The 24,728-nt window shown below is 38.6% G+C and carries 32 protein-coding genes, 1 tRNA gene and 1 pseudogene; 10 read left to right on the top strand and 24 right to left on the bottom strand.

The genetic code is table 11. From position 1 onward, the window contains the following. The 11 genes from HT678_RS05440 to HT678_RS05390 form a co-directional block, all read right to left on the bottom strand. Complete coding sequence (locus tag HT678_RS05440; RefSeq protein WP_001257560.1) at positions 1–375, bottom strand: HepT-like ribonuclease domain-containing protein; 375 nt, start codon at positions 373–375, stop codon at positions 1–3. Beyond that, complete coding sequence (locus HT678_RS05435) at positions 356–670, bottom strand: nucleotidyltransferase domain-containing protein (RefSeq protein ID WP_000263130.1); 315 nt, start codon at positions 668–670, stop codon at positions 356–358. The genes HT678_RS05440 and HT678_RS05435 overlap by 20 nt, the downstream gene beginning before the upstream one ends. A gap of 45 nt (positions 671–715) precedes the next feature. Continuing rightward, the gene (locus tag HT678_RS05430; RefSeq protein ID WP_000077979.1) at positions 716–877 is read right to left on the bottom strand and encodes a type II toxin-antitoxin system RelB/DinJ family antitoxin; all 162 of its coding nucleotides are present in this window, start codon (positions 875–877) and stop codon (positions 716–718) included. 89 nt (positions 878–966) lie between these two features. Then, entirely contained in the window at positions 967–1,344 is a 378-nt protein-coding gene (locus HT678_RS05425; protein WP_000921491.1) for a type II toxin-antitoxin system HicB family antitoxin, read from the bottom strand. Between the two features lie 57 nt (positions 1,345–1,401). Then, entirely contained in the window at positions 1,402–1,590 is a 189-nt protein-coding gene (locus HT678_RS05420) for a type II toxin-antitoxin system HicA family toxin (RefSeq protein WP_001131503.1), read from the bottom strand. A gap of 272 nt (positions 1,591–1,862) precedes the next feature. After that, a tRNA-Arg gene (locus tag HT678_RS05415) sits at positions 1,863–1,934 on the bottom strand. A 40-nt stretch (positions 1,935–1,974) separates the two neighbouring features. Then, entirely contained in the window at positions 1,975–2,322 is a 348-nt protein-coding gene (rplS, locus tag HT678_RS05410; protein WP_001068669.1) for a 50S ribosomal protein L19, read from the bottom strand. Between the two features lie 118 nt (positions 2,323–2,440). Continuing rightward, entirely contained in the window at positions 2,441–2,770 is a 330-nt protein-coding gene (gene crcB / locus HT678_RS05405; RefSeq protein ID WP_054388225.1) for a fluoride efflux transporter CrcB, read from the bottom strand. After that, positions 2,764–3,138, bottom strand: a complete 375-nt coding sequence (crcB, locus tag HT678_RS05400) for a fluoride efflux transporter CrcB (protein ID WP_000712082.1) — start codon at positions 3,136–3,138, stop codon at positions 2,764–2,766. Before crcB (HT678_RS05400) ends, crcB (HT678_RS05405) begins: the two co-directional genes overlap by 7 nt. Further along, a complete protein-coding gene (locus tag HT678_RS05395; RefSeq protein WP_000362492.1) occupies positions 3,135–3,401 on the bottom strand; it encodes a chorismate mutase in 267 nt (88 codons plus the stop codon). Before HT678_RS05395 ends, crcB (HT678_RS05400) begins: the two co-directional genes overlap by 4 nt. A gap of 115 nt (positions 3,402–3,516) precedes the next feature. Continuing rightward, positions 3,517–3,960, bottom strand: coding sequence for a flavodoxin (locus HT678_RS05390; RefSeq protein ID WP_000241950.1), 444 nt, complete (start codon positions 3,958–3,960; stop codon positions 3,517–3,519). Positions 3,961–4,063: 103 nt separating this feature from the next. Between HT678_RS05390 and HT678_RS05385 the strand changes: the two genes are divergently transcribed. The 4 genes from HT678_RS05385 (at position 4,064) to HT678_RS05370 (ending at position 6,148) form a co-directional block, all read left to right on the top strand. After that, positions 4,064–4,999 (top strand): bifunctional oligoribonuclease/PAP phosphatase NrnA, encoded by a 936-nt coding sequence (locus HT678_RS05385; protein WP_023933605.1) that lies wholly within the window; start codon positions 4,064–4,066, stop codon positions 4,997–4,999. 95 nt (positions 5,000–5,094) lie between these two features. Next, positions 5,095–5,337 (top strand): type B 50S ribosomal protein L31, encoded by a 243-nt coding sequence (locus tag HT678_RS05380; protein ID WP_000710764.1) that lies wholly within the window; start codon positions 5,095–5,097, stop codon positions 5,335–5,337. Between the two features lie 177 nt (positions 5,338–5,514). Next, complete coding sequence (locus HT678_RS05375) at positions 5,515–5,799, top strand: type II toxin-antitoxin system RelB/DinJ family antitoxin (RefSeq protein WP_050208398.1); 285 nt, start codon at positions 5,515–5,517, stop codon at positions 5,797–5,799. Beyond that, complete coding sequence (locus HT678_RS05370) at positions 5,789–6,148, top strand: type II toxin-antitoxin system RelE/ParE family toxin (RefSeq protein ID WP_055356708.1); 360 nt, start codon at positions 5,789–5,791, stop codon at positions 6,146–6,148. Before HT678_RS05375 ends, HT678_RS05370 begins: the two co-directional genes overlap by 11 nt. 134 nt (positions 6,149–6,282) lie before the next feature. Here the strand turns inward: HT678_RS05370 and tatA are convergent, their stop codons facing one another. The 6 genes from tatA to HT678_RS05340 all read right to left on the bottom strand — a co-directional run bounded on the left by tatA (position 6,283) and on the right by HT678_RS05340 (position 11,391). Continuing rightward, positions 6,283–6,453 (bottom strand): twin-arginine translocase TatA/TatE family subunit, encoded by a 171-nt coding sequence (gene tatA, locus HT678_RS05365; protein ID WP_000512107.1) that lies wholly within the window; start codon positions 6,451–6,453, stop codon positions 6,283–6,285. After that, positions 6,437–7,168: a twin-arginine translocase subunit TatC gene (tatC, locus tag HT678_RS05360; RefSeq protein WP_055356707.1), complete on the bottom strand. Its 732-nt coding sequence runs from the start codon at positions 7,166–7,168 to the stop codon at positions 6,437–6,439. The genes tatA and tatC overlap by 17 nt, the downstream gene beginning before the upstream one ends. After that, positions 7,169–8,857, bottom strand: coding sequence for an FTR1 family protein (locus tag HT678_RS05355; protein WP_172924650.1), 1,689 nt, complete (start codon positions 8,855–8,857; stop codon positions 7,169–7,171). Further along, a complete protein-coding gene (efeB, locus tag HT678_RS05350; RefSeq protein WP_000136411.1) occupies positions 8,832–10,046 on the bottom strand; it encodes an iron uptake transporter deferrochelatase/peroxidase subunit in 1,215 nt (404 codons plus the stop codon). The genes HT678_RS05355 and efeB overlap by 26 nt, the downstream gene beginning before the upstream one ends. 5 nt (positions 10,047–10,051) lie before the next feature. Further along, complete coding sequence (efeO, locus tag HT678_RS05345; protein WP_054388227.1) at positions 10,052–10,924, bottom strand: iron uptake system protein EfeO; 873 nt, start codon at positions 10,922–10,924, stop codon at positions 10,052–10,054. A gap of 107 nt (positions 10,925–11,031) precedes the next feature. Then, positions 11,032–11,391 (bottom strand): hypothetical protein, encoded by a 360-nt coding sequence (locus HT678_RS05340; RefSeq protein WP_007284914.1) that lies wholly within the window; start codon positions 11,389–11,391, stop codon positions 11,032–11,034. A 162-nt stretch (positions 11,392–11,553) separates the two neighbouring features. Here HT678_RS05340 and HT678_RS11730 point away from each other — a divergent pair, with 162 nt between their 5' ends. From HT678_RS11730 to HT678_RS05330, 3 genes are read left to right on the top strand one after another with little or no spacing between them, the layout of a single operon-like run. Further along, entirely contained in the window at positions 11,554–11,685 is a 132-nt protein-coding gene (locus HT678_RS11730) for an SPJ_0845 family protein (RefSeq protein ID WP_000268685.1), read from the top strand. Then, positions 11,686–12,591, top strand: coding sequence for a permease (locus HT678_RS05335; RefSeq protein WP_000123628.1), 906 nt, complete (start codon positions 11,686–11,688; stop codon positions 12,589–12,591). Further along, entirely contained in the window at positions 12,588–13,403 is an 816-nt protein-coding gene (locus HT678_RS05330) for a TIGR03943 family protein (protein WP_000617832.1), read from the top strand. Before HT678_RS05335 ends, HT678_RS05330 begins: the two co-directional genes overlap by 4 nt. Positions 13,404–13,532: 129 nt before the next feature. Here HT678_RS05330 and HT678_RS05325 read toward each other — a convergent pair whose 3' ends face one another. From HT678_RS05325 to HT678_RS05310, 4 genes are all read right to left on the bottom strand, one after another. After that, positions 13,533–14,249 carry an alpha/beta hydrolase gene (locus HT678_RS05325; RefSeq protein ID WP_000759787.1) on the bottom strand — a complete coding sequence of 239 codons (717 nt, stop codon included), beginning with the start codon at positions 14,247–14,249 and terminating at the stop codon, positions 13,533–13,535. 3 nt (positions 14,250–14,252) lie between these two features. Further along, positions 14,253–14,564, bottom strand: coding sequence for a hypothetical protein (locus tag HT678_RS05320; RefSeq protein WP_000420573.1), 312 nt, complete (start codon positions 14,562–14,564; stop codon positions 14,253–14,255). Between the two features lie 114 nt (positions 14,565–14,678). Then, entirely contained in the window at positions 14,679–14,855 is a 177-nt protein-coding gene (locus HT678_RS05315) for a hypothetical protein (protein WP_000355833.1), read from the bottom strand. A gap of 12 nt (positions 14,856–14,867) precedes the next feature. Next, positions 14,868–15,740 carry a DUF4300 family protein gene (locus HT678_RS05310; protein WP_000749591.1) on the bottom strand — a complete coding sequence of 291 codons (873 nt, stop codon included), beginning with the start codon at positions 15,738–15,740 and terminating at the stop codon, positions 14,868–14,870. A 673-nt stretch (positions 15,741–16,413) separates the two neighbouring features. Here HT678_RS05310 and HT678_RS05305 point away from each other — a divergent pair. From HT678_RS05305 to HT678_RS05295, 3 genes and pseudogenes are all read left to right on the top strand, one after another. Next, positions 16,414–16,608, top strand: a complete 195-nt coding sequence (locus HT678_RS05305) for a S24 family peptidase (RefSeq protein ID WP_007284915.1) — start codon at positions 16,414–16,416, stop codon at positions 16,606–16,608. A gap of 281 nt (positions 16,609–16,889) precedes the next feature. Beyond that, positions 16,890–17,156, top strand: a complete 267-nt coding sequence (locus HT678_RS05300) for a tyrosine-type recombinase/integrase (protein WP_078929922.1) — start codon at positions 16,890–16,892, stop codon at positions 17,154–17,156. A 327-nt stretch (positions 17,157–17,483) separates the two neighbouring features. Continuing rightward, positions 17,484–18,749, top strand: a pseudogene (locus HT678_RS05295) (ISL3 family transposase). Positions 18,750–18,839: 90 nt separating this feature from the next. On the opposite strand, the gene pyk reads toward HT678_RS05295, so the two are convergent. The 3 genes from pyk to HT678_RS05280 form a co-directional block, all read right to left on the bottom strand. Next, positions 18,840–20,345: a pyruvate kinase gene (gene pyk / locus HT678_RS05290; RefSeq protein WP_001042822.1), complete on the bottom strand. Its 1,506-nt coding sequence runs from the start codon at positions 20,343–20,345 to the stop codon at positions 18,840–18,842. Between the two features lie 58 nt (positions 20,346–20,403). Beyond that, the gene (gene pfkA, locus HT678_RS05285; RefSeq protein ID WP_000820864.1) at positions 20,404–21,411 is read right to left on the bottom strand and encodes a 6-phosphofructokinase; all 1,008 of its coding nucleotides are present in this window, start codon (positions 21,409–21,411) and stop codon (positions 20,404–20,406) included. A gap of 82 nt (positions 21,412–21,493) precedes the next feature. Beyond that, complete coding sequence (locus HT678_RS05280) at positions 21,494–24,595, bottom strand: DNA polymerase III subunit alpha (protein WP_166731173.1); 3,102 nt, start codon at positions 24,593–24,595, stop codon at positions 21,494–21,496. Positions 24,596–24,728: the final 133 nt, after the last annotated feature.

Raw genomic sequence — 24,728 nt, 5'->3', positions numbered from 1 at the left:
TTATAATTCACCTTCTAATTCTCTTATAATCGAGTGTAAAGATTCTTTCGTTTTGGGAACAGATTCCTTCAATATACCCTCTATAATTTTAAAATTTAAGTTAGAATAATTATGATAAATAAAATTTCTAAAACCTTTTATCTGAGTCCAGTTTATCCTATCTGAATACTTCTGTTTTACTTCCTCTGATAATTTGCCTAACGATAACTGTTCTCCTACCTGTCCTAAATTCATAGCGATAGAATCAACTACCATATCATCATCTAAAGGTAAATTATATCTTCTTGCTTTATACAAAACAGCATCGGCCTTATCAAGATATAAAACCATATCCTTCAAATATGCTATATCAGTTTCAAGAGATTGACTTCTCATAAATAACCTCTCTATCATTCAAAAAATTTTTCTTGACTAACTTCCCAATGTTTGTTTTTGGAGAAAGTAAATCACTAACCAATAGAATATCTATATTACCATCAAAAATAGTCAAAAGTCTACCATATACATCAAAATATATAGAATCATCCTCTAACTCCAAAGCAATATCAACATCACTTTTCCCATCAGCTTCGCCCCTAGCATAAGAGCCAAATAGATAAATTTTAGATAAATCATATTGTTTAGCAACAGGAACAATTTTTTCCTTTATCTGATCTATTGTATAAACCATAACCGAACCCCTTTAGATTATATCTATCCACACTTTTATTTCACCTTACTCAGAATCAAGTTTAACTTCAAAAGGAATACTTCTTGTCAACACACTTTGCTTCAAAAATAACTTCACAGCAGTTGACATATCCAACCCCAACTCATTAAAAATCGCAGTCGCTTCTTTTTTCAATTCATCATCTACTCTTACAGCAATTTGTGACATAGCATTTCTCCTTTTCTTCTTGTATATCTATTGTATCACTTTTACCAATACATATCAAACTTATTCCCTAATAAATACAGTCTTTAAATTTAAACTTGCAACTTCTGCTCTAATGCTTGTGCCAAAACTTCTGAATAGTTAATCTTTTCTCGATCAGCAAGACGAACTAGCCATTCAGGAACGGTCACGTTCTTTCTAATCGCCTTGTTACTTCTCACAAAAGGCGCAGGATCAACTTGAATCATTGATACAAAACCATCTGAAACTTCAATCTTTAAAATATCACTTGGAGTAGGCAACGCCATCCCTTCATCGATATAAGAAGCTAAAACATTTTCAAGCATTTCTCGAGCATTTTTCATCGCTTCTTCGATATTTTTTCCTTCTGTACCACCACCAAATTCTGGAAATTCTACCCAATATCCTGTTCCTTCTTTATGAAAAATAGCTGGATACGTTTTTAACATTCTACTACCCCCAACATTCTACTACCTCTGATGTAAAAAGACTTAGGAAAGTAAAAATTACAATCCTAAATCTTTGAGAATCTTTCTCTCCAATCCCTTTCCCAAATCTTCATTTCCATGAACTGGAATCGTGACAAGATAAGAAAAACCCTCTTTCTTAAAATGATGATGACTTCCTCTTTGACGAACTTCAACCCATCCATTCTCAAGAGCTAGTTTCACCATTTCTTTACCTGTAAGTGGCATATATATTCGTTACCTCCTTACACTTACTATTATACGCATTATGTGTATAATAGTCAAATTAAAACAAACCACTTTTTCTCAATAACTACAAAATAAAATAGACCAGCTTCCTGATCTACTTTATTCTATATTCATTGACTTTTGGTCAAATTTTGGTCACACTTTGGTCAAAGATTCCAAAAATACTAACCTATTTTAAAAAACTAAATTGTGATGATTGCCTACAAATAAACACTTTGAATATTCTTTATGTTTCTTTACGCTTCTTATTATGCCCCCTGCAGGAATCGAACCTGCAACTACTCCTTAGGAGGGAGTTGTTATATCCATTGAACTAAGGGAGCTAGATAAAAACTCTGCTGAAAAAGCAGAGTTTTAGTCGAATTAACGACGGATTTCTTTGATACGAGCTGCCTTACCTTGAAGAGCACGCAAGTAGTACAATTTCGCACGACGTACTTTACCGTAACGAACAACTTCGATTTTTTCAACACGTGGAGTGTGGATGGGGAAGATACGCTCAACACCTACACCGTTAGAGATTTTACGAACTGTGTAGTTTTCTGAGATACCAGCACCTTTACGTGCGATAACAACACCTTCAAAAATCTGGATACGTTCACGGTTACCTTCGACAACTTTCGCGTGTACACGAACAGTGTCACCAGGACGGAATGATGGGATATCTGTACGAAGTTGACCTTCAGTCAAGCTTTGGATTAATGGATTCATTTTATTCTCCTATCTTTGTCAATCTTGAAGAATCTTCCTCAGCGGATAAACTGTATTTTTGTGCGTCCATTACACACAAGATACAGTTTACCAAATTTCCACAAAAAAGTAAAGAAATTTATAGCAGAATTCCTAAAAAAATCGCAATCAAACCACCGAGGTAGGTCAAAGCTAAATAAGAATAAAATCCCTTCCTATCACTTAACAATCTTTGGAGTTCGTCATTCAAGGTCGAAAAAGTTGTCAAACCTCCACAAAATCCTGTTGCTAAAATAGCATAGACTTCCTTAGACTCCACATGATTGTAGAATAATCCAATTAAAAAACAACCTAGAAGATTGACTATGAGCGTTCCGAGGGGCAATTTAGAAGTTTGATTATAGCGGGAAAAGAAATAGCGCACTAAAGCTCCGAAACCACAAGCAATTGCAAGATAGACCATTACCATTTCTTCCTCCCTAGAAAATAAGCTAAGAGTAGGCCTCCACCGATGCTCAAAAGCAAATACAGGACTAAACTAAGATAACGCCCTGTATCAAGCAGCTTCACAGTATCAAGCATTAGGCTGGAAAAAGTTGTTAAACCTCCACAAAAGCCCGTCCCTAGTGCTAAAATCAAGCCCTTACTAGTCCCCTTATAGACCAGATATCCCTTGACAAGATAAATCAAGCAGAAAATTCCCAGATAGTTGACAAAGAGAGTGCCCCAAGGAAAGTCTGGACTGGCTGATAACCAAGTAGAAACAAGGTAGCGCACAAGTCCGCCCAACATAGCAGCTATAAAAATGCCTAGCGGATAAAATTGTTCTTTTTTCATTTGATATTCTGATTCTGATAATCACGCGAACGTTTGAGTATGTCCGAAAAAGTCGCGACAATAGTTTCCTGATAGCGCTTATCTCCTACACGACTTCTAACCTTTTCAAAAATAACCGCTTCTCTCTTGGTATCTAAAATCGGTTTACCTGAAGCTTTCTTATAGGCAACTACACCCTCAACCAAATGCATTCGTTCTTCTAAGAGCTTGACGATTTGGTCGTCGATTTGATCAATTTCTTGACGAATACTATCTAAATCCATACAGTCTCCTCCTTTATTTGAATTATTGTATCAAAAAGCCACCAAATAGGCTAGTAAAATCCTAACTCACGATAAGAAAAATGCACTGATTGATTACATCAGCGCACTTTTATACTTATCCTACTTTAGCAGCCAATTCTTCTGCGAATTGTTCCAAGCGCTCAATGTCTTCTTCCTCAGCAGAGAGATCAACTTTAACACATTCTGAACCTTTTTCTGCTCCTGTCGAAACAAAAACACGATCAAAGTCATCAACAGCCTTACAGAATTCATCGTAGAAGGTATCTCCTGAACCAACCACTCCGTAGATTTTGCCATTCAAGTTGAGATCTGCTAGGTCTTCGTAGAAGTCCATCATCTCATCTGGCAATTCACCATCACCATAAGTATAGGTCGCAACGATAGCGATGTCAGCTTCCAAGAAGTCTGAAGCGTCAACAGTTGTACATTCATCAACATCGACATCCAAGCCCAAGTCACGTAATTTGTCTGCTACAATATCTGCAATTTCTTCGGTATTACCGGTCATACTGGCAAATACAATTTTTGCTAATACCATATCGTCCTCCTCAATTTATCTTTCTCCATTATATCACATCTTTTTCATTTTAAAAATAAAAATTCTTGTGCTACAATGAAATGAGAAAGAATTGAGGTTATTTATGGAAATTTGCCATCAAATTTTAGAAAAAATCAAAGAATACGACACGATTATCATTCATCGTCATATGAAACCAGACCCTGATGCCTTGGGAAGTCAAGTGGGCTTGAAAGCCTTGCTGGAATATCATTTCCCTGAAAAAAACATCAAAGCCGTAGGTTATGATGAACCGACTCTTACTTGGATGGCTGAGATGGATCTTGTTGAAGATAGTGCCTACCAGAGCGCACTTGTCATCGTCTGTGATACGGCGAATACTGCTCGTATCGATGATAAGCGCTATAGTCAAGGTGATTTTCTCATTAAGATTGACCACCATCCAAATGATGATGTATACGGTAACCTATCTTGGGTAGATACTAGTTCAAGTAGCGCTAGCGAGATGATTACCCTATTTGCCCAAACAACCCAACTGGCCTTGTCAGATCGAGCTGCTGAGTTGCTCTTTGCAGGAATTGTTGGTGATACAGGTCGCTTCCTCTACCCTTCTACCACTGCACGGACTCTTCGTCTGGCTGCCTATCTAAGAGAACAGAACTTTGACTTTGCGGCTCTCACTCGCAAAATGGACACTATGAGTTACAAAATTGCTAAACTTCAAGGCTACATCTACGACCATCTGGAAGTGGATGAAAATGGTGCAGCGCGAGTTATCCTGAGTCAAGAAGTCTTGAAACAATTTAATGTTACCGATGCTGAAACTGCAGCCATTGTCGGTGCACCTGGACGCATTGATAGTGTTAGTCTCTGGGGAATTTTTGTGGAGCAGGCTGTTGGCCACTACCGCGTTCGCTTACGCAGTAAAATTCATCCTATCAATGAAATTGCCAAAGAACATGATGGTGGAGGCCATCCTCTAGCAAGCGGTGCCAATTCCTATAGCCTAGAGGAAAACGAAATCATCTACCAAAAGTTAAAAAACTTGCTTAAAAACTGATAAAATACTTGCCAAACTTTTCAGAATCTGATAGACTAGTATAGTAACAATCTATGGCTCGCAAAGAGACCATGGCAGAAAGGAAATATTGCAAAATGAAAAAAGATATCCATCCAGAATATCGCCCAGTTGTCTTCATGGACACAACTACTGGTTACCAATTCCTTAGCGGTTCAACAAAACGCTCTAACGAAACAGTTGAGTTCGAAGGCGAAACTTACCCATTAATCCGTGTGGAAATTTCATCAGACTCACACCCATTCTACACTGGACGTCAAAAGTTCACTCAAGCAGATGGACGCGTGGATCGTTTCAACAAAAAATACGGTCTCAAATAATGAGAAAAAGACAGCTTCGGCTGTTCTTTTTTGTTTCTTGAAATCAACTGCTGTTTTCATGTTCCAAACTAAAAAAACTTTACACTCTCGATAGTTTCTAGAGTACAAAGTTTTCTCTTGCCTAAAAAATATAAAAGATATATACTAGCTATATATAGCATAGATTGGAGATATACCATGACGACATCACTTACTAAGCAATACAATTTTAAAATCAATGAGTCATCAATGGAACAAGCTAGAGCTATCATCAAGGAAAAAGGAATGACTATGACGGATGCTATTAGTCTTTTTATCGAGCAGATTGTTCTCGAACAGGATTTACCAATAAAAACTGCAGAAGATATACATCGTGAGCGATTGATTCAGGAACTACAAGCCCAATCTGAACGCTCCTTAAGAGAATACGAATCCGGACAAGGAACTTCCCTAGACAATATGAGGCTACGATATGGCTTATAAAGTGAGTCTTTCTACTGAAGTGAGTCAGGCAATTGACAATATCCATGACTACATTACTACTGTTCTTTTATCACCTCAGTCTGCTAAGAATACTGTAGCCAGAATTTTAGACGGCTTAAAAAGTTTAGAAACTTTTCCTGAAGCTGGCTTTGATGCAGATGAAAAAATCGAACTAAAAATCAACAGTAAGTACCCTACGCGAGGAAAAATTATCGGTCAGTATATCTTGCTTTACTTTATCGACCAGACTCAAAGAACTGTTTTTCTTTCCCACTTATTTCACACCAAAAGTGACTATCTTACCTTGCTCCAAAGCAAAAATAACAAAAACTCAAAATCATCATTTTAATGTCCACCACTCTCTTAATAACCTTGTACTTATAAGGAACACAGTCTTCATTTTAACTAAAAAATAAAAAAACTTTGCACTCTAGCTAGCCACGCGATGGCTTCCAGAGTACAAAGTTTTTTATTAGACAAGGTTTAGTCTTCCTTATCTTGATTTTCAGCTCCTTTAACTGCTTTTTTAAATTCAGATAGCATTTTACCGATTGACTCGCCTAGTTCAGGCAATCGTTTTGGTCCAAATATCAAGAGAGCTCCTAAAACGATGATAATCAATCCTGGTGCTCCAATATCACGTAAGATTCCCATTCCTCTCTCCTTTCTGCTTGCGTTTCATAATGTGTTTGCTAATAGCAATACTTAATTCATAGAGTAATATCAAGGGGGCAGTCATTGCCAAATCGCTGACAAAGTCAGCTGGTGTTAAGATGACTGCGAGTACCAATAAGATAAAATAGGCATATCGGCGATAAGCAGTCAATAATTCTGGTCCAATGAGTCCAATCGACGTCAAAAAGGCAATGATAACTGGCAATTCAAAAATCAGAGCCAAAGGCAAGGTCGTTTGAAAAACAAAAGACAGATAATTTTGGGCGGTTAACTGCGTTTCAAATAGACCTTCTCCCAACCCTAATAAAACCTGAAGTAAGGCCGGTGTTACAAAGTAAAAACCAAAAGCCAGTCCAACTAGAAAACAAAGGAAACTAGCTGGAATATAGGCAAAGACAGCTCTAGCTTCTTCCTTCTTTAAACCGGGTTTAATGAAAGACCAAATATGATACACCGTGTAAGGCAAGGTGATAGTAAAGGCCATCAGACTAGCCAAACGTATGTAAATCCATAAAATATCATTAGGCCCTAAAACAATCAACTTTTGCTGAAAAGATTGGGTCACATACTGGTAAATCTGGTCTGCAAACAGCAGAGAAACAGAGAATACCAAAAAGAAACAAATGACTACTGCCAATAGTCTCTTTCTAAATTCTACCAGATGTTCAACGATTGTCAATTCTTTTCTATCCATTTATTTTTCACCCTGTCTAAAAGTGACAATCAAGACAATAATAACAAAGACTAGCTGGCTAACCAAGCCTTCCCAACTTGGATAAATTCCAAGCAAGTCGATCGTTGGAAAGCCTGTCACTAAGTGATTTGGTGCCATATTGGTCAACTGAAGAGCATGGATACTAACCCCCAGCATCTTGAAGGCTAGGGCATAAATCATCCAAGTCAGGATAAAGAAGACCTTATGTGGCAGGAAGAATTGACTGGCCTTGTTCATCACAAGGGCAATAATTACCAGAACCAGCAAGGCAAGTGAAATTCCCAAGACAAATTCAAAACTGGAAATTCTTGGTAAAATCCCAACATAAAAGAGAATGGTTTCTGCTCCCTCACGGAAAACAGCTAGAAAACTGAGGGCAAACATGGAAATAAAGGAGCCTGTTTTGGTCACTGTTTCCATTTGTGACTCCATAAAGGTATTCCATTTTTTGACCGAGGATTTGCTGTGGAGCCAGATTCCAATCAAAATCAGCATAGCTACCGCAAAAATCCCCACTGCTCCTTCGATGATTTCACGATTGGAGCCTGATGTTACTACTGGAAAGGAAATTTGCAGGATGAAGGCAATAAGGAGACTGGCCATGATTCCAGTGATAGCACCACCATAAACCCACTTGAGCCCTTTTCGCATCTTGGCTGCTTTCAAGGTCGTCACCAAGGCCATGACGATTAAGAGGGCCTCTACTCCTTCTCTTAAAAGAATCAGCATAGCATCAAAGGCATTGTAACGTGCGCTAGTATCAATTTGTGATAAATCTGCAATCAGTTTTTCTAATTTTTCTTGGTATTCCTTCTCACCTCCCTTGACCATAATCACAGGGCTTTCACTTTCCACTCGTGTATAGAGGGAAGGATTGGTCGTGCTAACAGAACCCTCAATCGTTGGCCAGATAGTGATGAATTCCTTCATGCTAGCTGCTCCTGATGCTTGGTCACCAGCTTGGAATTGTTCCAAAGCTTTCTTCAAAAGAGCAATACCATCTTTGAGACTTAAATCAGAAGATGCTTCTGCGACTTCTTTTCCGCTTGCAAAATCATCGATAGCCTTTTTTAAGTCCTCAAAGGAAGTCTGGATGGAGTTAAAATCCGTAGGCTCGGTTTCCATACTACTACGCAAGAAAGAAATAGCTGTTTCAACACGTCCATAATGGGCCGTACTATTGTCACGAACCACACTTTCATTGATAGTCCAAGTGGAATTCATTTTCTTAAAAGCTTCTCGTACCTTTTCCAAATCTTTGGAGGCAATGGCCTGCTCTAAGGCTTCAAAACAAGGACTTAGACGGTTTACCAATTTTTCTTTTTCCGCATCTAGGTCAACAGGATTTTGTTCTTTTTCAAAGGCTAATAGGGCTGCAGAAATTTCGGTGAGTTTGTCTTCAGTAATCTCGCCTGACTGAGCTAACTTTTCCTTAACGACTTTACCAGCCTCAGAATTGCTATCTTCTACTCTTTCAAAGTCTGATGCCATCTCTTGAACAAGTTTCTGGGCCTCAGACTGATTCCCATTTTTCACTGCTTTAGAAGCATCTGTGATTTTCACAAAGTAAGAACTCAAGCTTTCTTGGGCACCTACTGGGGAAAGAATTAAAAATGACAAAGCTAAAACTAGTAACCAGCTTCTAGCCTTCCAATAATTTCTGACCAATGTAGCCTCCTTTCTCCACACCACCAAAGCAAGCAAAGAGTCCACTACCGATGTGAGTGATATATTCATTCATCTTATCAGTAGCACCTAGATTGGTTTGAACCTTGACAAAGTTATCAGGATCCTTCTGGAAAGAAATGAAAAGCAATCCTGTATCAAACTGGCCAGTTTTTTCATCAATTCCATCAGAGTAAGAATAAGAACGTCGCAAAAGGGGCTTGTCTACTTCCTTAGCTAAACGAACATGCGAATCATCAGGTAAGAGACTCAAATCCACTTCATCAAACTCATTCTTCTTACCAAAGGGAGCACCACTTTCCTTGTAACGACCAAAAGTATTTTCTTGTTCTTCAAGACTAGTGCGATCCCAAGTCTCTAAAAACATCTGAATCCGACGAACTGCCATATATGAACCATTTTCCATCCAATCCTTACTATCAGCCCAGATAACGCGGTCAAAGTCTTGCTCCTTGGTTGGATTTGCTGTTCCATCTTTAAAACCAAAGAGGTTACGCGGAGTCTCCATTCGATCACCGATAGCTGCAAAACCAGACTGACTCCAACGGAGGGTCACTGCATTTCTCCCCTTACGGATAAGATTTCGAATAGCATGAAAGGCAACCTGCTCATCATCTGCACAGGCCTGAATCACAATATCTCCACCTGTATATTTTTCACGCAATTGCTCCTTCGGAAAAGGCGGTAAATCTCTGAACACTTGAGGACGCTTGTTTTCCAAGTTCATCTTTTTCAAGAAACTGGCAGAGACACCAAAAGTCAGGGTCAAACGATGCGGGTTAAGCCCGACTGTCTCCCCAGTATCGCTAGGAGGTAAGAGAGCATTCTGTCCATCTTTTTTGACCAATTCCCCCTCAACCAACTTGGCACTATAATCCGTCCAATCCTTGAACAACTGGATAATCTTATCTCTATCCGTCGTATGCAAGTCCAAAACGACAAAATAGATATTCTTTTGCATGGGCGTACTAATCCCAGCTTGATGCTTGCCATAAAAAGCAATTTTTTCATTTCCGTACGAGATTTTTTCCTGACTTCCTAGCTTAGGTGCGAAAAAAGCAGAAGCACCAGAGAGTCCTAGCGCTAAACCAGCCCCTCCAATCCCTGCTTTTTTTAGAAATTCTCGACGGTCCATTTTCTTTTCAAAAAACTTTTCGTCTTTTTCAGTCATGACTCTTATTCTCCACTAAGAAATTTACCCATTTGTGATAGAGGTTCACCAAGTTTTGTCACAGCTTCTGACAATTCTTTGGTATCTTCTTTTGTCAAATCAGTATAGAGTTTGTAGTGTTCCTTGTCGGTCATTTGTTTGTCCAGCAAACTATTAACTGACTTGAAATCTGCTTCCAATTCTTTAACTAGGTTAGCATCTGATTTTTCAAGTAAAGGTTTAAAAAGTTGGAAAATCTTCTCAGCTCCCTCGATATTTGCACGGAAATCATACAAGTCTGTATGAGAATAAATTTCCTCTTCACCCGTAATCTTACTTGTTGCAACTTCGTTAAGCAAGTCGACTGCCCCAGTCAACATGACCTTGTAGTCCACATCCACAGTTGCAATCTTGGCTTTCAATTCCTTGATATCATTGACCAACTGATCGCCATAACTTTCAGTTCCTTTAGTTGTATTGTCTTCCCAAAGGATACGCTCAATACGGTGGAAACCTGACCATCCCTCTTCTGTCTTGTTTTCGTCCATGTAGTCTGCCAAACGGAAGTCAATCTTGACATCTGACTCACCAAAACTCTCGGCAATCGGTTCTGAACGCTCATAAGACATACGAATCAGTGGATAGACCTTCTTAGCTTCTTCTAACTTACCTTCTTTCAACAGTTTGACAAAGCCTTCTGTATCTGTCAACAGTTTATCGATTTGGTCTTGCACAAAAGTCTTATAGTCAGCAGTAGCCTTATCAAGCATTTTTTGCTTGTCTTCAGACAAGGCTGTCACCTTGGACGAATCGGTTGTCTCGGTTGATTTTTCAAAACGGACTGCACAAGCTGTCAATAGCAAGGCTGAAGATAAAAGGACAAAACCTAGTTTTTTCATTGTATACTCCTATCGGTTCAGGAAACCTGAATTCATCTTACGTTTCATTATACTATGTTTTTTCTAATCTGTCAATAAATTTTCAGACAATTTAATGTTATGTTTTCTCAATCTACCAGACTTAATACGACTTTGTAACTTGTAATCTTGTAAACGATACATGGTCGGAACATAAAAGAAATCACCACTTTTATGTAACTTAATCGCAACTTAATCGCAACAAGAACATTATTATCAAATCTTTTTACATATTCAAAACTGGCGTCTTTCTCTCGTGGATTGATGCCGACGAAATCTGGGTTCCTTAGTATGAGTTCCAGGTCTTCAATATGATGAATCACATCATTGTGATGGCCTTTTATCATATGACTTCTCAAACCGTCTTTGTTGACCTTTATGTCGCTCGCTTCAAGAACAATATCAAAAATTTCTTTTACTTCATCGGTAATCTGACCGATTTTTTTCATGATCCATAATTTCCTCCGTTATTCCACAACTATTATATCACAATCATAGTGTATATCAGGATATATCAAACTCTATTATTCGTTAGATACTCAATTTTAACTTTTCCCTTTTCCTCAAAATAATAGTATAATAGAGGTAGAATTTAGAATCGAGGTACACCTATGGCTGTAAAATTTACAAAACGAGACGACTTGGACAAGATGTTTGAAGAGTTTGCTAAACTCCCAGATTTGAAACAAGTCACTTTCCCTGATGACAAAGAGAAAAAAGCCAAAGCAGAAAAGAAAAACTAGATGACTGCTTTTCAACAACTCCCATCTAGTGTACTTCAAACTGGAGCCATTTTCCTCTCCATTATCATTGAAGCCCTTCCCTTCGTTCTGATAGGAAGCATTGTCTCAGGGCTGATTGAGGTCTATATCACACCTGACAGGGTTTATCATTTTCTCCCTCGAAATCGTTGGGGGAGAATCTTTTTTGGCACCTTCGTTGGTATACTTTTCCCTTCTTGTGAATGTGGAATCGTCCCCATTATCAATCGTTTTCTGGAAAAAAAGGTTCCCAGTTACACGGCCGTTCCCTTTCTTGTGACAGCACCTGTTATCAATCCCATTGTTCTTTTTGCGACCTATTCTGCCTTTGGCAACTCCTTCCATGTCGCCCTATTACGAGCTCTGGGTTCCATTCTTGTGGCTGTAATACTAGGAATTTTTCTAGGATTTTTCTGGCAAGAACCGATTCAGAAAGAAAATCGTCTGACTTGTCATGAGCATGATTTTTCTTACTTGAGTTCTGCAAAAAAAGTTTTTCAAGTCTTTGTGCAGGCCATTGATGAATTTTTTGATACGGGGCGTTATTTGGTATTTGGCTGCCTCTTTGCTTCTATAATACAGGTCTACGTTCCGACTCGGATTCTGACCTCTATCAGTGCGACCCCTCTTTTTGCCATCCTGCTCTTGATGATTTTATCCTTTCTTCTTTCGCTCTGTAGTGAGGCGGATGCCTTTATAGGTGCTTCTCTTCTCTCGAGTTTCGGTTTGGCTCCAGTTCTGGCCTTTCTCGTCATTGGCCCAATGCTGGATATCAAAAATATTCTCATGATGAAAAATTACTTGAAAGCACGATTTATTAGTCACTTCATTACGATTGTGACTCTGGTCGTTTTAGCCTATTCTCTCTTGATTGGAGTCATCCTATGATTCGATTTTTAGTTTTAGCTGGCTATTTTGAACTGACTATTTACCTCCATCTGTCGGGCAAACTAAACCAGTACATCAACATGCACTATTCCTATCTGGCCTATATCTCCATGGTGCTTTCCTTTATCTTGGCAATTGTTCAATTGTATATCTGGATGAAGCAAATCAAAACCCACAGTCATCTGAACAGCCGATTGGCCAAGATGACGAGTATTTCTCTTCTGGCTATTCCACTTGTCATCGGCTTAACTTTCCCAACTGTTAGCTTGGATTCTCAGACCGTTTCTGCTAAAGGTTATCATTTCCCCCTATCGGAAGGAACGGATCTAGCCATTCAGACAAGTGAAGGGACGACAAGCCAATATTTGAAACCAGACACCAGTTCTTATTTTTCAAAATCAGCCTATGAAAAGGAAATGCGAACGGCGGCGGATAAATACTTGTCCCAGGATAGCATTCAGATCACTAATGAAAACTATATGGAGGTCATGGAGGCTATCTACGACTATCCAGATGAGTTTGAGGGCAAGACAATCCAGTTTACAGGCTTTGTCTATAACGACCCCAGTCATGCCAATAGTCAATTTCTGTTCCGATTCGGCATTATCCACTGTATCGCAGATTCTGGTGTCTATGGATTGCTGACCAAGGGAAATACCCGGCAGTATGAAAACAACACTTGGATTACGGCCAAAGGAAAACTGCTCAATCACTACCATAAAGAACTCAAACAAAATCTCCCAACCTTGGAAATCGACAGCTTTACAAAAGTCGATAAACCAGAAAATCCCTATGTTTATCGAGCTTTTTAAGAAAATCAAGATAAAAACGAACAAGTTCTCTTCTGAATGACAGAAAAGAGCCTGTTCGTTTTTTTTGTTATATGAGAATTAGTGACTTGTAGATTTTCATCTTATACCATTTCAAGCCATACAAGCAACTCAGTGAGAATAAGAGAGCCACTCATTAATCATACTAGCGATTTTTTTGGGTGCTTGAGTATAAAGCTCATGGCCAACGTTTTCTAGAAAAATAGTATCAAAATAATCTGGTAATTCTTTTAGTGTTTCCTCTCTCCATGTAGCTTCATTAGGATAGCGAGGACTAATAAACAAGGTATCTCCCACTTCTCTCTTAAAAGCTTGTATTTTTCTCCGTAAGCGGAGTATCGCTTCTATATTTTCATAATTTATAGCCAACTCATATCTATTATACTCAGAATTCCAGTGATAGGACTGCCTTACGGCTTTCTCCATATTTTCTGACCAATGCTTTGCTTCAGATTTTTCTTTAGAAATAAGAAGAGCTAAGTCCGAAACAATTTGAGATTTGATATAATTTTTAGTTTCCTCTAACTCTGTATCTAAAGGTAAAATCTTATCTAAATCTAGATAGCCACCATCCAAAAGAATCAGTTTCTTCACTTCTTGAAATTCCGATGCGAGATAACGAGCCAAATCTCCTCCAAGAGAATGGCCTATCAGACAGATAGATTCTTCCTCTTCTATCGATTTTTTAAACCATGATTTCAATTCTGTTTCATCTCGAAGATGTTTTTCATATGGATTTAGAAAATAAACCTGAGAATCTAGTTCTTGAAGAAGATCCTTGCTATGATAGACATTACTTCCCAAACCACCAATAAAATATTTTTTCATTCTCTACTTAATACTATGCTTATTCATCTTTTGTTCAAAGATAGTTGTGATAATCTGACGTAATTCTTCTCGTTCTTTTTCTGGAATCTCACCACTTGTTTGAGCTGCAGCGTAAAGCTCAGGGTGTTCGATTGAAATGCGTTTAATCGTACGTGTCGTAGCATGTTTTCTGACGAAAAATGGGATTCGCTTAATCAAGTCTTGTGGGACAAGCGCAAGAATCTTCTCAGCAGTTTCCTTGTCACTAATCTTAGACGTCGTCAGCCCATTCTTAATCATTTCCTGTTCTTTTTCTGTAAAATCTTTTAATTCCATCTGATTGATCCTCCTATTTTCTCTACCTTAAATTATATATCAATCTGGATAAAACTACAAATGGACTGTCTGGAAATAGGTGCAATACTAAAAAGAAGACGCTGTTTTTACTTCTTAATCTTCCTCCTCAGTCACTTCCCATACTTCTGATTGATAGCCTTCCCCATCAATATCGTATCTTTGAATATAACCTATAAATCTTTCATTTTTTCCTGGTTTTCGACTGTTAATTATCGTACTCACCCATATACCTATCAAGAATAAACATAAAATGCCTAATACTATATCCATGTTAGATTACCTCTAGATATTAACCCACTTATCATTATCCATGATAAAAGGCTGAGCCAGTCCCTCGCCTGTATAATCCGCATACTTGGTGCCTAAATACTTGTAACAATCTTCCTTGCTGGCAAATTTAATCGCTTGGTAGGGCTCTTCGAAAGTCAATTTCTCTACAAATAAGAAACCGTCATCAGCCGGTACTAAGACTCCAACGTGGCCTACAAACAGATACTCACCATCCAGATTGTCGTGCAAGACTACAGATAGCATTCGAGCTTTGTCGTTGAATTGAAATTGGGAGAAGAATGTTTCCATCTTTTCAGCGTGAACCTTGACATCCGTCGTTGCCTCAGTTGGAACTCTAGAAAATAGAATATCAAACTCTTCCTTATCTTGTGAATCAAAGACCTTCCCCTTATCAATCGCATCGTTATCTAGGAAAAGCAATTGATCATTCTTATCAAGTTTTGGAATGGTGACTGAATTTTTCAAAAGACAATAACTATTGATACGGCAGTTGGTTCCAACAAAATCACCCTTCTTTTGATTCCAGAGATGACTGATTTTTTCAACATCGTATTCTGTGTGAGTAAAGGAAGTGAAATCTCCTGATAAGCCAGTTGAGCCGACAATGGTATTGTAATCATTAACGAGATTAAAAAAGGCATCAACACTATTTGGATCCAAGTGAGCTGATAAGAGAGATTTGACCTCTTCTGTACTTACCTGATTGTTTAGGTTGGTGTATGAAGCTTTCCATGGAACTTTCGTTGAACTACTTTGCCTTTGACTCGTCCCATTCGAAGTTGTAGCATCTTGCTGACAAGCTGCCAAGCCTAAAAACAAAGCTGAACAGATTCCTAATATGGCTAATTTTCTTGATTTCTTCATCTTTTTCTCCTAAATGTCTTGGATTAAAGTTTCTTTAACTACTGATTTACAGATATTGATTACTTTCTCATTTAATATGCTCATCGTCTTTCCCTCCGATTTGTTTTTTTTGTTATTTCCTTAAGCTTGATTTAATTATAATAGGCGTTTCGTGCTCTGTCAACAATTTTTTTACGAAAACACAACAAAGTTTTCATTTTCGTGGATTTCGTGTTATGCTTTACTTATAAAAACAGAAAGCGATTTCATTCGTGGATAAAGAAGAGATTGCAATTGTTACATGCGAAAAATAAAACAATATAGACTAGTAATGGTTGGACTCAATAAGAATTGAGTACCAAGATTGGTATAAGTAAAAACACCCTTGGAAACTATGAAAAAAGGGTTAGGTCTACTAAGAAAAATACTATATTTGACTTAGTTAAAGTATTCAGTAGCTTGATTGATGTCCTCTTTCCTCCAGTTCAAAAGGATTCTCCTAGCGATATCCAATCTATCTACGACCAACGGGCATCACCCAGACAAGGTAAAGGTACTGACCTATGCCGAGAGGCAACTGTATGAGAAGAAAAACGATGATAAACGAAGTATCGCAAAAATCATCAGACTGGACGACTACAGACAGACTACTTACTCTCGTGTTAGGTAGTTTATCTCTGCAGGTAGCCGCTCGATGCAGGACGACAATTTAGATATGGAGTTTCCATTCTATGAGGATGAAATCCCAGACGACTACGACGCAATCGCTTATGTCGTCAGCAAGTCCATGGAGCCAAAGATAAGAAACGGCAACTACCTATTTATCAAGAATCCCCCACAGATTGACTATAATACCATCGTCATCTTCCAAGTAGACGGTGCTAACTAGGTCAAGAAACTTCGCCAAGGCTACCTCAAAAAACTCAATCCCGAATACCCCGACATCTGCCTAGACGAAAGCAACCGTATTCGCACCATCGGAAAAGTTGTCAGGCTGTATAGGGAGAATTAAAAAAGAGGGAGAATGACGATATAAAACAAACAGATTTTAAAAGATTCGAAAAACTTTGAAAAAGTTCATTCTACATTTCAAAAAAGAATAAGTGACCTAAAGCAGATTATATTTTGTTAAACAATAGTGATATGTAAATTTAGAGAAAGGCATTTAAGATCACTTTTCAAAAGGCAAATACTAAACTAGCGAAACCGATAAACCAGCCCCTTAGTTCCCATATTTTCAGGCACACACTCTTTAGTACACTAGCTGAGAAGAATATCCCATTAAAAGCTATAATGGTTAGAGTGGGACACAAAGACGCTAAAACAATAAATAACATCTACACTCACGTAAGTAAAATAATGGAGCAAGCTGCTTTGGAGGTTTTAAATACCATATCATTAAATCGAAAATATATCAGATCGAATCTAGACAAGTAGATTGCGATTGCTAAAACATTTGTAGAAATTCATTTGACTTTTCTAATCAATTTGTGCATATCTTATTTCATACTCAATGAAAATCAAAGAGCAAACTAGGAAGCTAGCCGCAGGTTGCTCAAAGCGCTGCTTTGAGGTTGTAGATNNTCAGTAACCATACCTACGGTAAGGCGACGCTGACGTGGTTTGAAGAGATTTTCGAAGAGTATTACCTTCAAGAAACTCCATTGATGCCCCACCACCGCGTCACAAATACCTACACTGACACAAAAAGGTGACATAGCCACCTTTTTGGGCTCTATAATATTTGTAGTGGGTAAATCCCCTATGGATATCATTAATAAGGATACATACAAGGAACTCATCGCCAAACTGGACTATGAAGCTCCATCTTGCCCTGAGTGCGGAAGTCAAATGAAGAAATATGACTTTCAAAAACCGTCGAAAATTCCTTACCTCGAAACGACTGGTATGCCTACTAGAATTCTCCTTAGAAAGCGTCGATTCAAGTGCTATCACTGTTCAAAAATGATGGTCGCTGAAACTTCTATCGTCAAGAAAAATCACCAAATTCCTCGTATTATCAACCAAAAAATTGCGCAAAAGTTGATTGAAAAGACTTCTATGACCGATATTGCTCATCAGCTGGCCATTTCAACTTCAACTGTCATTCGAAAGCTCAATGACTTCCACTTTGAGTGTAATGTTAGAAATCTGCCTGAGATTATGTCTTGGGACGTTGAAACAGTCCGGGGAGTGACTGTTTCAATCGGGAGATGGAGATGAGCTTCATTACGCAAGATTTTAACAATCTCAATATCATCACTGTTCTTGAGGGAAGAACACAAGCTATCATTCGTAATCACTTTCTTAAGTATGATAGAGCTGTCCGATGTCGCGTCAAAATTATTACTATGGATATGTTTAGTCCTTATTATGCCTTGGCTAAACAGATTCGCTTCAAATTTCTAGGCTCAGGCTGAAACAGTCTCCCAGACTGTTTCACTCCCGAATGCTAAAATCGTTCTAAATCGCTTTCATATTGTACAACATCTTAGCCGTGCTATGAGTCGTGTGCGTGTCCAAATCATGAACCAATTCGATAGAAAATCTCATGAATACAAGGCTATCAAGCGCTACTGGAAGCTCATTCAACAGGATAGTCGTAAATTGAGTGATAAACGTTTTTATCGCCCTACTTTTCGTATTCACTTGACCAATAAAGAGATTCTTGACAAGCTTTTGAGCTATTCAGAAGACTTGAAACACCACTATAATCTCTATCGGCTCTTACTTTTTCACTTCCAGAATAAAGAGCCTGACAAATTTTTCGGACTCATTGAGGACAATCTAAAGCAGGTTCATCCTCTTTTTCAGACTGTTTTTAAAACCTTCCTCAAGGATAAAGAAAAGATTGTTAACGCCCTTCAACTACACTATTCTAACGCCAAACTGGAAGCGACCAATAATCTCATCAAACTTATCAAGCGCAATGCCTTTGGTTTTCGAAACTTTGAAAACTTCAAAAAACGGATTTTTATCGTTCTGAATATCAAAAAAGAAAGGACAAAATTTGTCCTTTCTCGAGCTTAGCTGACTTCAACCCACTACAGTTGACAAAGAGCCCAAAAAAGCCTATCACACAAGCTCTAAAGCTGGATATGATAGGTTTTTATATTTTTCTTAACGTACTGTGCGGATACGCATTGTATTTGTACGAACAGCTTCTCCTACTGGTACACCAGCAACGATAACGATATCATCGCCTGACTCAACGAGACCTGCTTCTACCGCTTTACGTTCAGCGATTTCGAACATATCGTCAGTTGAAGATGGAGCATCTGTCAACATTGGGATAACACCCCAGTTCAACATCAATCCACGTTCTGTCAATTCATCAAATGTCAATGCTAAGATGTCAGCATTTGGACGGTATTTAGAAATCAAACGTGCAGTATGACCTGTCTTAGTAAGAGTTACAACCAATTTGATATCCATTGAGTTAGTAGCATCTTTAACAGCTGAAGCCATTACTTCTGTCTTAGAGTTACGTTCAAATGAATCTGAATCCAAACGTCCGTATTCATTAAGAAGAGTTTGAGCGTTCTTGTCTATTGTAGCCATTGTAGTTACTGACTCGAGTGGGTATTTACCGTTTGCAGACTCGCCTGACAGCATTGTAGCGTCAGTTCCGTCGATAACAGCGTTGAATACGTCTGATACTTCTGAACGAGTTGCACGTGGTTTTTCAGTCATTGTTTCAAGCATGTTTGTTGCAGTGATAACAACTTTACCTGCAGCATTGACTTTCTTGATAATCATTTTTTGGTAAACTGGAACCATTTCGAATGGTACTTCGATACCCATATCACCACGAGCGATCATGATACCATCAGCTGCTTCGATGATTTCATCCAAGTTATCGATACCTTGTTGATTTTCGATTTTAGCGAACAATTGAACATGCCCGTTTCCAGTTTCTTCACAGATTGCACGAACTTCGTTCACGTCTTTTGCAGTACGTACGAATGAAATCGCAATAAAGTTGATACCTTGTTCAAGACCAAAGCGGATATCGTCGTTATCACGTTCAGCAAGGGCTGGGAAAGGAATTTTAGTGTTAGGAATATTCACACCTTTTTGTTTAGCGATGATACCATCGTTTTCAACTTCCACTTCAAATTCACGAGTTGCGTCATCTTTAGCAACCACACGAAGACCAAGTTTACCGTCGTCAACCAACACTTGACGACCAACTTCAACATCATCATAGATATCCAGAGCACCAGCAACGTTCAATGCAATCACTTCACGAGTTGATTTGATTCCTTGTTTAGTTGCAACACGGATTTTCTCACCAGTTTTGTATGAATACTCTTTAGCTTCACCTTCGAACAATTCTGTACGGATTTCTGGTCCTTTTGTATCAAGAAGGAAACCAACTTTTTTACCTGCAAGTTTTTCAGCAAGTTTAACAGTTGCCATACGCTCACCTTGTTCTTGGTGGTCACCGTGTGAGAAGTTGAAACGGAATGTGTTAGCACCAGCTTCAATCAATTGAGCAATGTTTTTAGCTGAAGCTTCAACATCAAGTTTTTCACCCCAGTATCCGTCCTCACCGAATTTTTTACCACCACGGATTTCTACCGCAGGACCCAAAGTTGCAACGATTTTTACACGTTTGTTCATGATTTTTGTGACTCCTTTATAGATATGACCTTTTTGGTCTTATTAACTAAATTGTAAATTATGACAAGCTCTTATTCAAGCTAGATAGCTCAATATCGGCTTTGTGTGGGTTGTTAACTACAATCTTACCTTCTGCAGTAAGGCTAAACAATGCTCCTTCTTCTGCCGTTCCAAGAATTGGGTTTTCAACCATTTTCTCGTTACGGATACCAACCGCAACACCACCAATACCTTCTTTAAGAAGTTTAACAGCATGGGCACCCATACGTGACGCCAATACACGGTCACGCGCAGTTGGAGAACCACCACGTTGAATATGTCCAAGTTCTGTCACACGAAGGTCGCTTGTATCTCCAGCTTCTTTAAGTTTTTGACCAAATTCAGCTGCTGACATCACACCTTCAGCTAAGACGATGATATTGTGTTTTTTACCACACTCATAACCACATTTAATGCTTTCTACGATGTCTTCAATCTTGAATCCTTCCTCAGGAATGATGATTTCATCTGCACCAGTTGCAATACCAGCCCAAAGAGCGATATCACCAGCGTTACGTCCCATAACTTCAATAACAAAAGTACGACGGTGACTTGATGATGTATCACGAATCTTATCAATAGCATCCATAGCAGTTGTAACCGCTGTGTCAAAACCGATTGTAAAGTCAGTACCAACGATATCGTTATCGATTGTACCTGGAAGACCGATAGCAGGGAAACCATGCTCAGTCAAACGCATAGCGCCGTGGTAAGAACCGTCTCCACCGATAACAACTACACCTTCAATGCCGTGTTTTTTCAATTGCTCAATCCCTTTTAGTTGCCCTTCAAGTTGAGCGAACTCTGGGTAACGAGCTGAGTGGAGGAAAGTACCACCACGAGAAATGATGTCTCCTACTGAAGCTGCATCTAGGGGATGAATTTCACCGGCAACCATACCAGCATATCCGTCATAGATACCAAACACTTCCATTCCTTCTGAAATTGCTTGACGAACAACTGCACGGATAGCAGCGTTCATACCAGGGGCGTCTCCACCACTAGTCAAAACAGCAATACGTTTCATATTGGTTTATGCTCCTTTTTCTTTTAACAGTCTTCTTGATTATACCACATTTGATTTTAAAATTCTTCTATTTTCCGTATTTTTAGCGATAAATCGTTTTCATAACGATTTCATTCAATTTCGCTTCTAATTCATTGGATTTAGCTACAAAATAATGGGGAGAAACGATGGTTTTCTGTTCCTCTTCATACCTGATGATGACTGGGATTGGACCTTTATACTGGTCTAAAATACGTGAAATTTCTTGATCCGATTCATGATTTTTTACCTGTATCCAAAAGCGTTCAGCAACTGCTTCTCTTATTTCTTGTGCAATCATTTGCAGACGGCCATCACGTGATTGTATTTTTCCTTTTATATAGTAGAAGGATCCCTCTTTTATTTCCTGTCCAACCTGACGATATAAGTCTGAAAAGAGGGTAACATCCAATTTTTTCTTACTATCATCTACCTGTAAGAAAGCCATGTTTTCGCCCTTTTTGGTACGAATTACTTTTATTTTCTGAACTTCAACCAAAATAATAGCATAGCTATTTTCTGACAAATTCCCAATTGGGATAATCGGGTAAATAGCCTTACTTGCAATAGCTTGTAGTGGATGTTTGCTAACTCCTACTCCTAAAAGTTCTTGTTCCATATAGAATTTTTCTTGTTCCGTCCAATCTTCCGATTCCTGCCAACTATAAATAGTATCTCCAAACAAACTTCCCAACTCTTTTACAAATTCAAATAGATTAACTAAATTATTGAATACTTTTTGACGATTTCTTTCAAATGAATCGAAAAGACCAACTTTTACCAAAGGTTCTAGCAGAGGAAGTTTCAGATAATTCTCAGGTAATTTAGCTATAAAATCTTCAATGTTAGAATAAGGCCTATTTTCAATAATCCAAAGCGCCAAATCTTTGCTGACTCCCTTAATCGATTTCAAACCTAGATAGATAGACTTATTGGCAATTTTATCGTGATAGGGAATGGTGTTGATGGACAGAGGGGCTACTTCAAATCCTGCTTCTAAGGCATCTATTAAGTAATCACTGTTGGCAAAATTCAACATAACCTGATAAAAAATGGCTGGATAATGCGTTTTGAAATAAGCCAACTGGAAGGCCAAGGCTGAGTAGGCATAGGCATGTGACCTGTTAAAACCATAACCTGCAAACTTCTCCATGACATCAAAGACCTGCTCTGCCTTTTCCGCAGTATGACCAACATCTAATGAACCTTGAATAAAGGAAGCCCTCATCTCATGCATGGCAGAAGCATCCTTTTTCCCCATAGCTCGACGCAAAATATCGGCCTTCCCAAGACTAAATCCAGCAAACCGCTGAGCTACCTGCATAACCTGCTCCTGATAGAGCATGATACCATAGGTTGGAGCCAAAATATCCTCCAGTACTGGATCCAGAACAGTCACTTCTTCCTGCCCATGTTTTCTTGCCACAAAATTATTGATATAATCACTAGCACCTGGTCTATTTAGAGAAGTAGTCGCTACGACATCTTCAAAACAGACTGGTTGCACACGCTTAAGCAGACGAATGGCACCAGGTTGTTCAAATTGAAAGATACCTTTTGTATTGCCAGAAGCAAATAAAGCTAACGTTTCTTTATCTTCCAAATCAATCTCGTTGATAGCTATCTTAATCCCTTCTGTTTCAGCAAGCAACTCTTGCATTTTCTGAACAAAGGTCAAATTTCGCAGTCCCAGAAAGTCCATCTTCAAAAGACCGCTAGCCTCAACTCCATGAGCATCATACTGAGTCAGTGGAATTTCATCACCATGCTTTAGAGGAATGTAATTGGTCAAATCTTGGTCGCTAATCACAACACCAGCTGCATGGACAGAGGTTTGTCTTGGATAGCCCTCTATCTTGCAAGCAATCTCAAAGGCTTTTTGGTATTCTAACTTACTATTAATTTGCTGACGAAACTGGAGATTGCCCTCATAGGCTGACTTGAGATTATCACGGAAACTGATTTTCTTGGTAATTGCGGATAATTCATACTCTGGAACACCAAAGCGTTTCAAGACATCACGCAGAGCTTGCTTGGCACCAAAGGTAGAAAAAGTAACGATTTGTGCCGCATGTTTACTGCCATATTTATTACCAACATATCTGATAAAATCTGGACGATAAATATCTGGGATATCAATATCAATATCAGGCATGGTATAGCGTTCACGATTGAGAAAGCGTTCAAAAATCAGATTTTTCTCTACTGGGTCAATCCCTGTAATATCTAAGGCATAAGAAACCAAGCTACCAACTGCAGAACCCCTTCCCATTCCCATATAGTAGCCATTCAGTCGTCCAAAACGCAACAAATCCCAAACAACCAAGAAATAATCATCAAATCCCATATCATGAATAACAGCCAATTCTTGGTCTAGACGGTCTTGATATTCTTTACTAGTCAATCCCTTCTGAGCAAGCCCAAGCTCAGCGCGTTCTCTCAACTCTTCTACTGCTGGTCTAGCTGGGTTAAAACGAGGCAGTTTCAGACTCGTATCCAAGTCGTAAGAAATGCCTGAAATCAGCTTTTCTAAATTGTCTAAGGCTTGCGGAAATCGTTCTAGAAATAATTTCTCTAAAGAACTTTCTGATATAAGGACATCTTGTCGTGAGCGCAAGGGAACTTCTCTAAGCGGTAGGTTTTCTTTAATCGCTGTTAAAACTTGAAGAACTTCTCTATCCCTGCTTTCAAAAGCATTGACCCGATAGAGGGGCAAGATTGGATGATAAAATTCGCTTGCTGGTGTTTCCGGATAAACCCCTATATAGTAATCACAGCCTAGATTTAGAGACTCAAATCCATCAAAATAAGGCACAATTACCGCAATATCATTTAAGTACTGAGATAAAACCGACCAATTTTTCTCCCCCTGCATCTTGGCTGTCGAAAGCTTCATCAACTGCTGATAGCCCACACTAGATAAAGCTAAAAAGCGCAGATTCACTTCCTGAGCATCCACAAACACAGTCATTTCAAGCCCTAATAAAGGATGAATGCCATATTTTTTTGTAACCTCTAGAAAGTCAAAAGCACCATAAAGATTGTCAATATCCATTATAGCCAGATGAGTGTAGCCGAATTCTTTAGCTGCTCTCACATACTTTTCAATCGAAATGACGCTTTCCATAAAACTATAGACTGTTTTTGTATCTAGTTGTGCGATCAATTTACACTTCTCCTCTATCCTTCTCACTATATTATACCATTTTCACCTATAAAAGGCTTCTCTTGAGAAAAATTTCATCAGCTTACTAATTTACTTTCTATTCATTTGTATTTTTCCCGACTTTATCACTTAA

Origin of the sequence: Streptococcus sp. 3167 (assembly GCF_013277175.1) — a bacterium.
In the GTDB taxonomy this organism is placed as follows: Bacteria; Bacillota; Bacilli; order Lactobacillales; family Streptococcaceae; genus Streptococcus; species Streptococcus pseudopneumoniae.
This window is presented reverse-complemented; position numbering and strand designations above follow the sequence as displayed.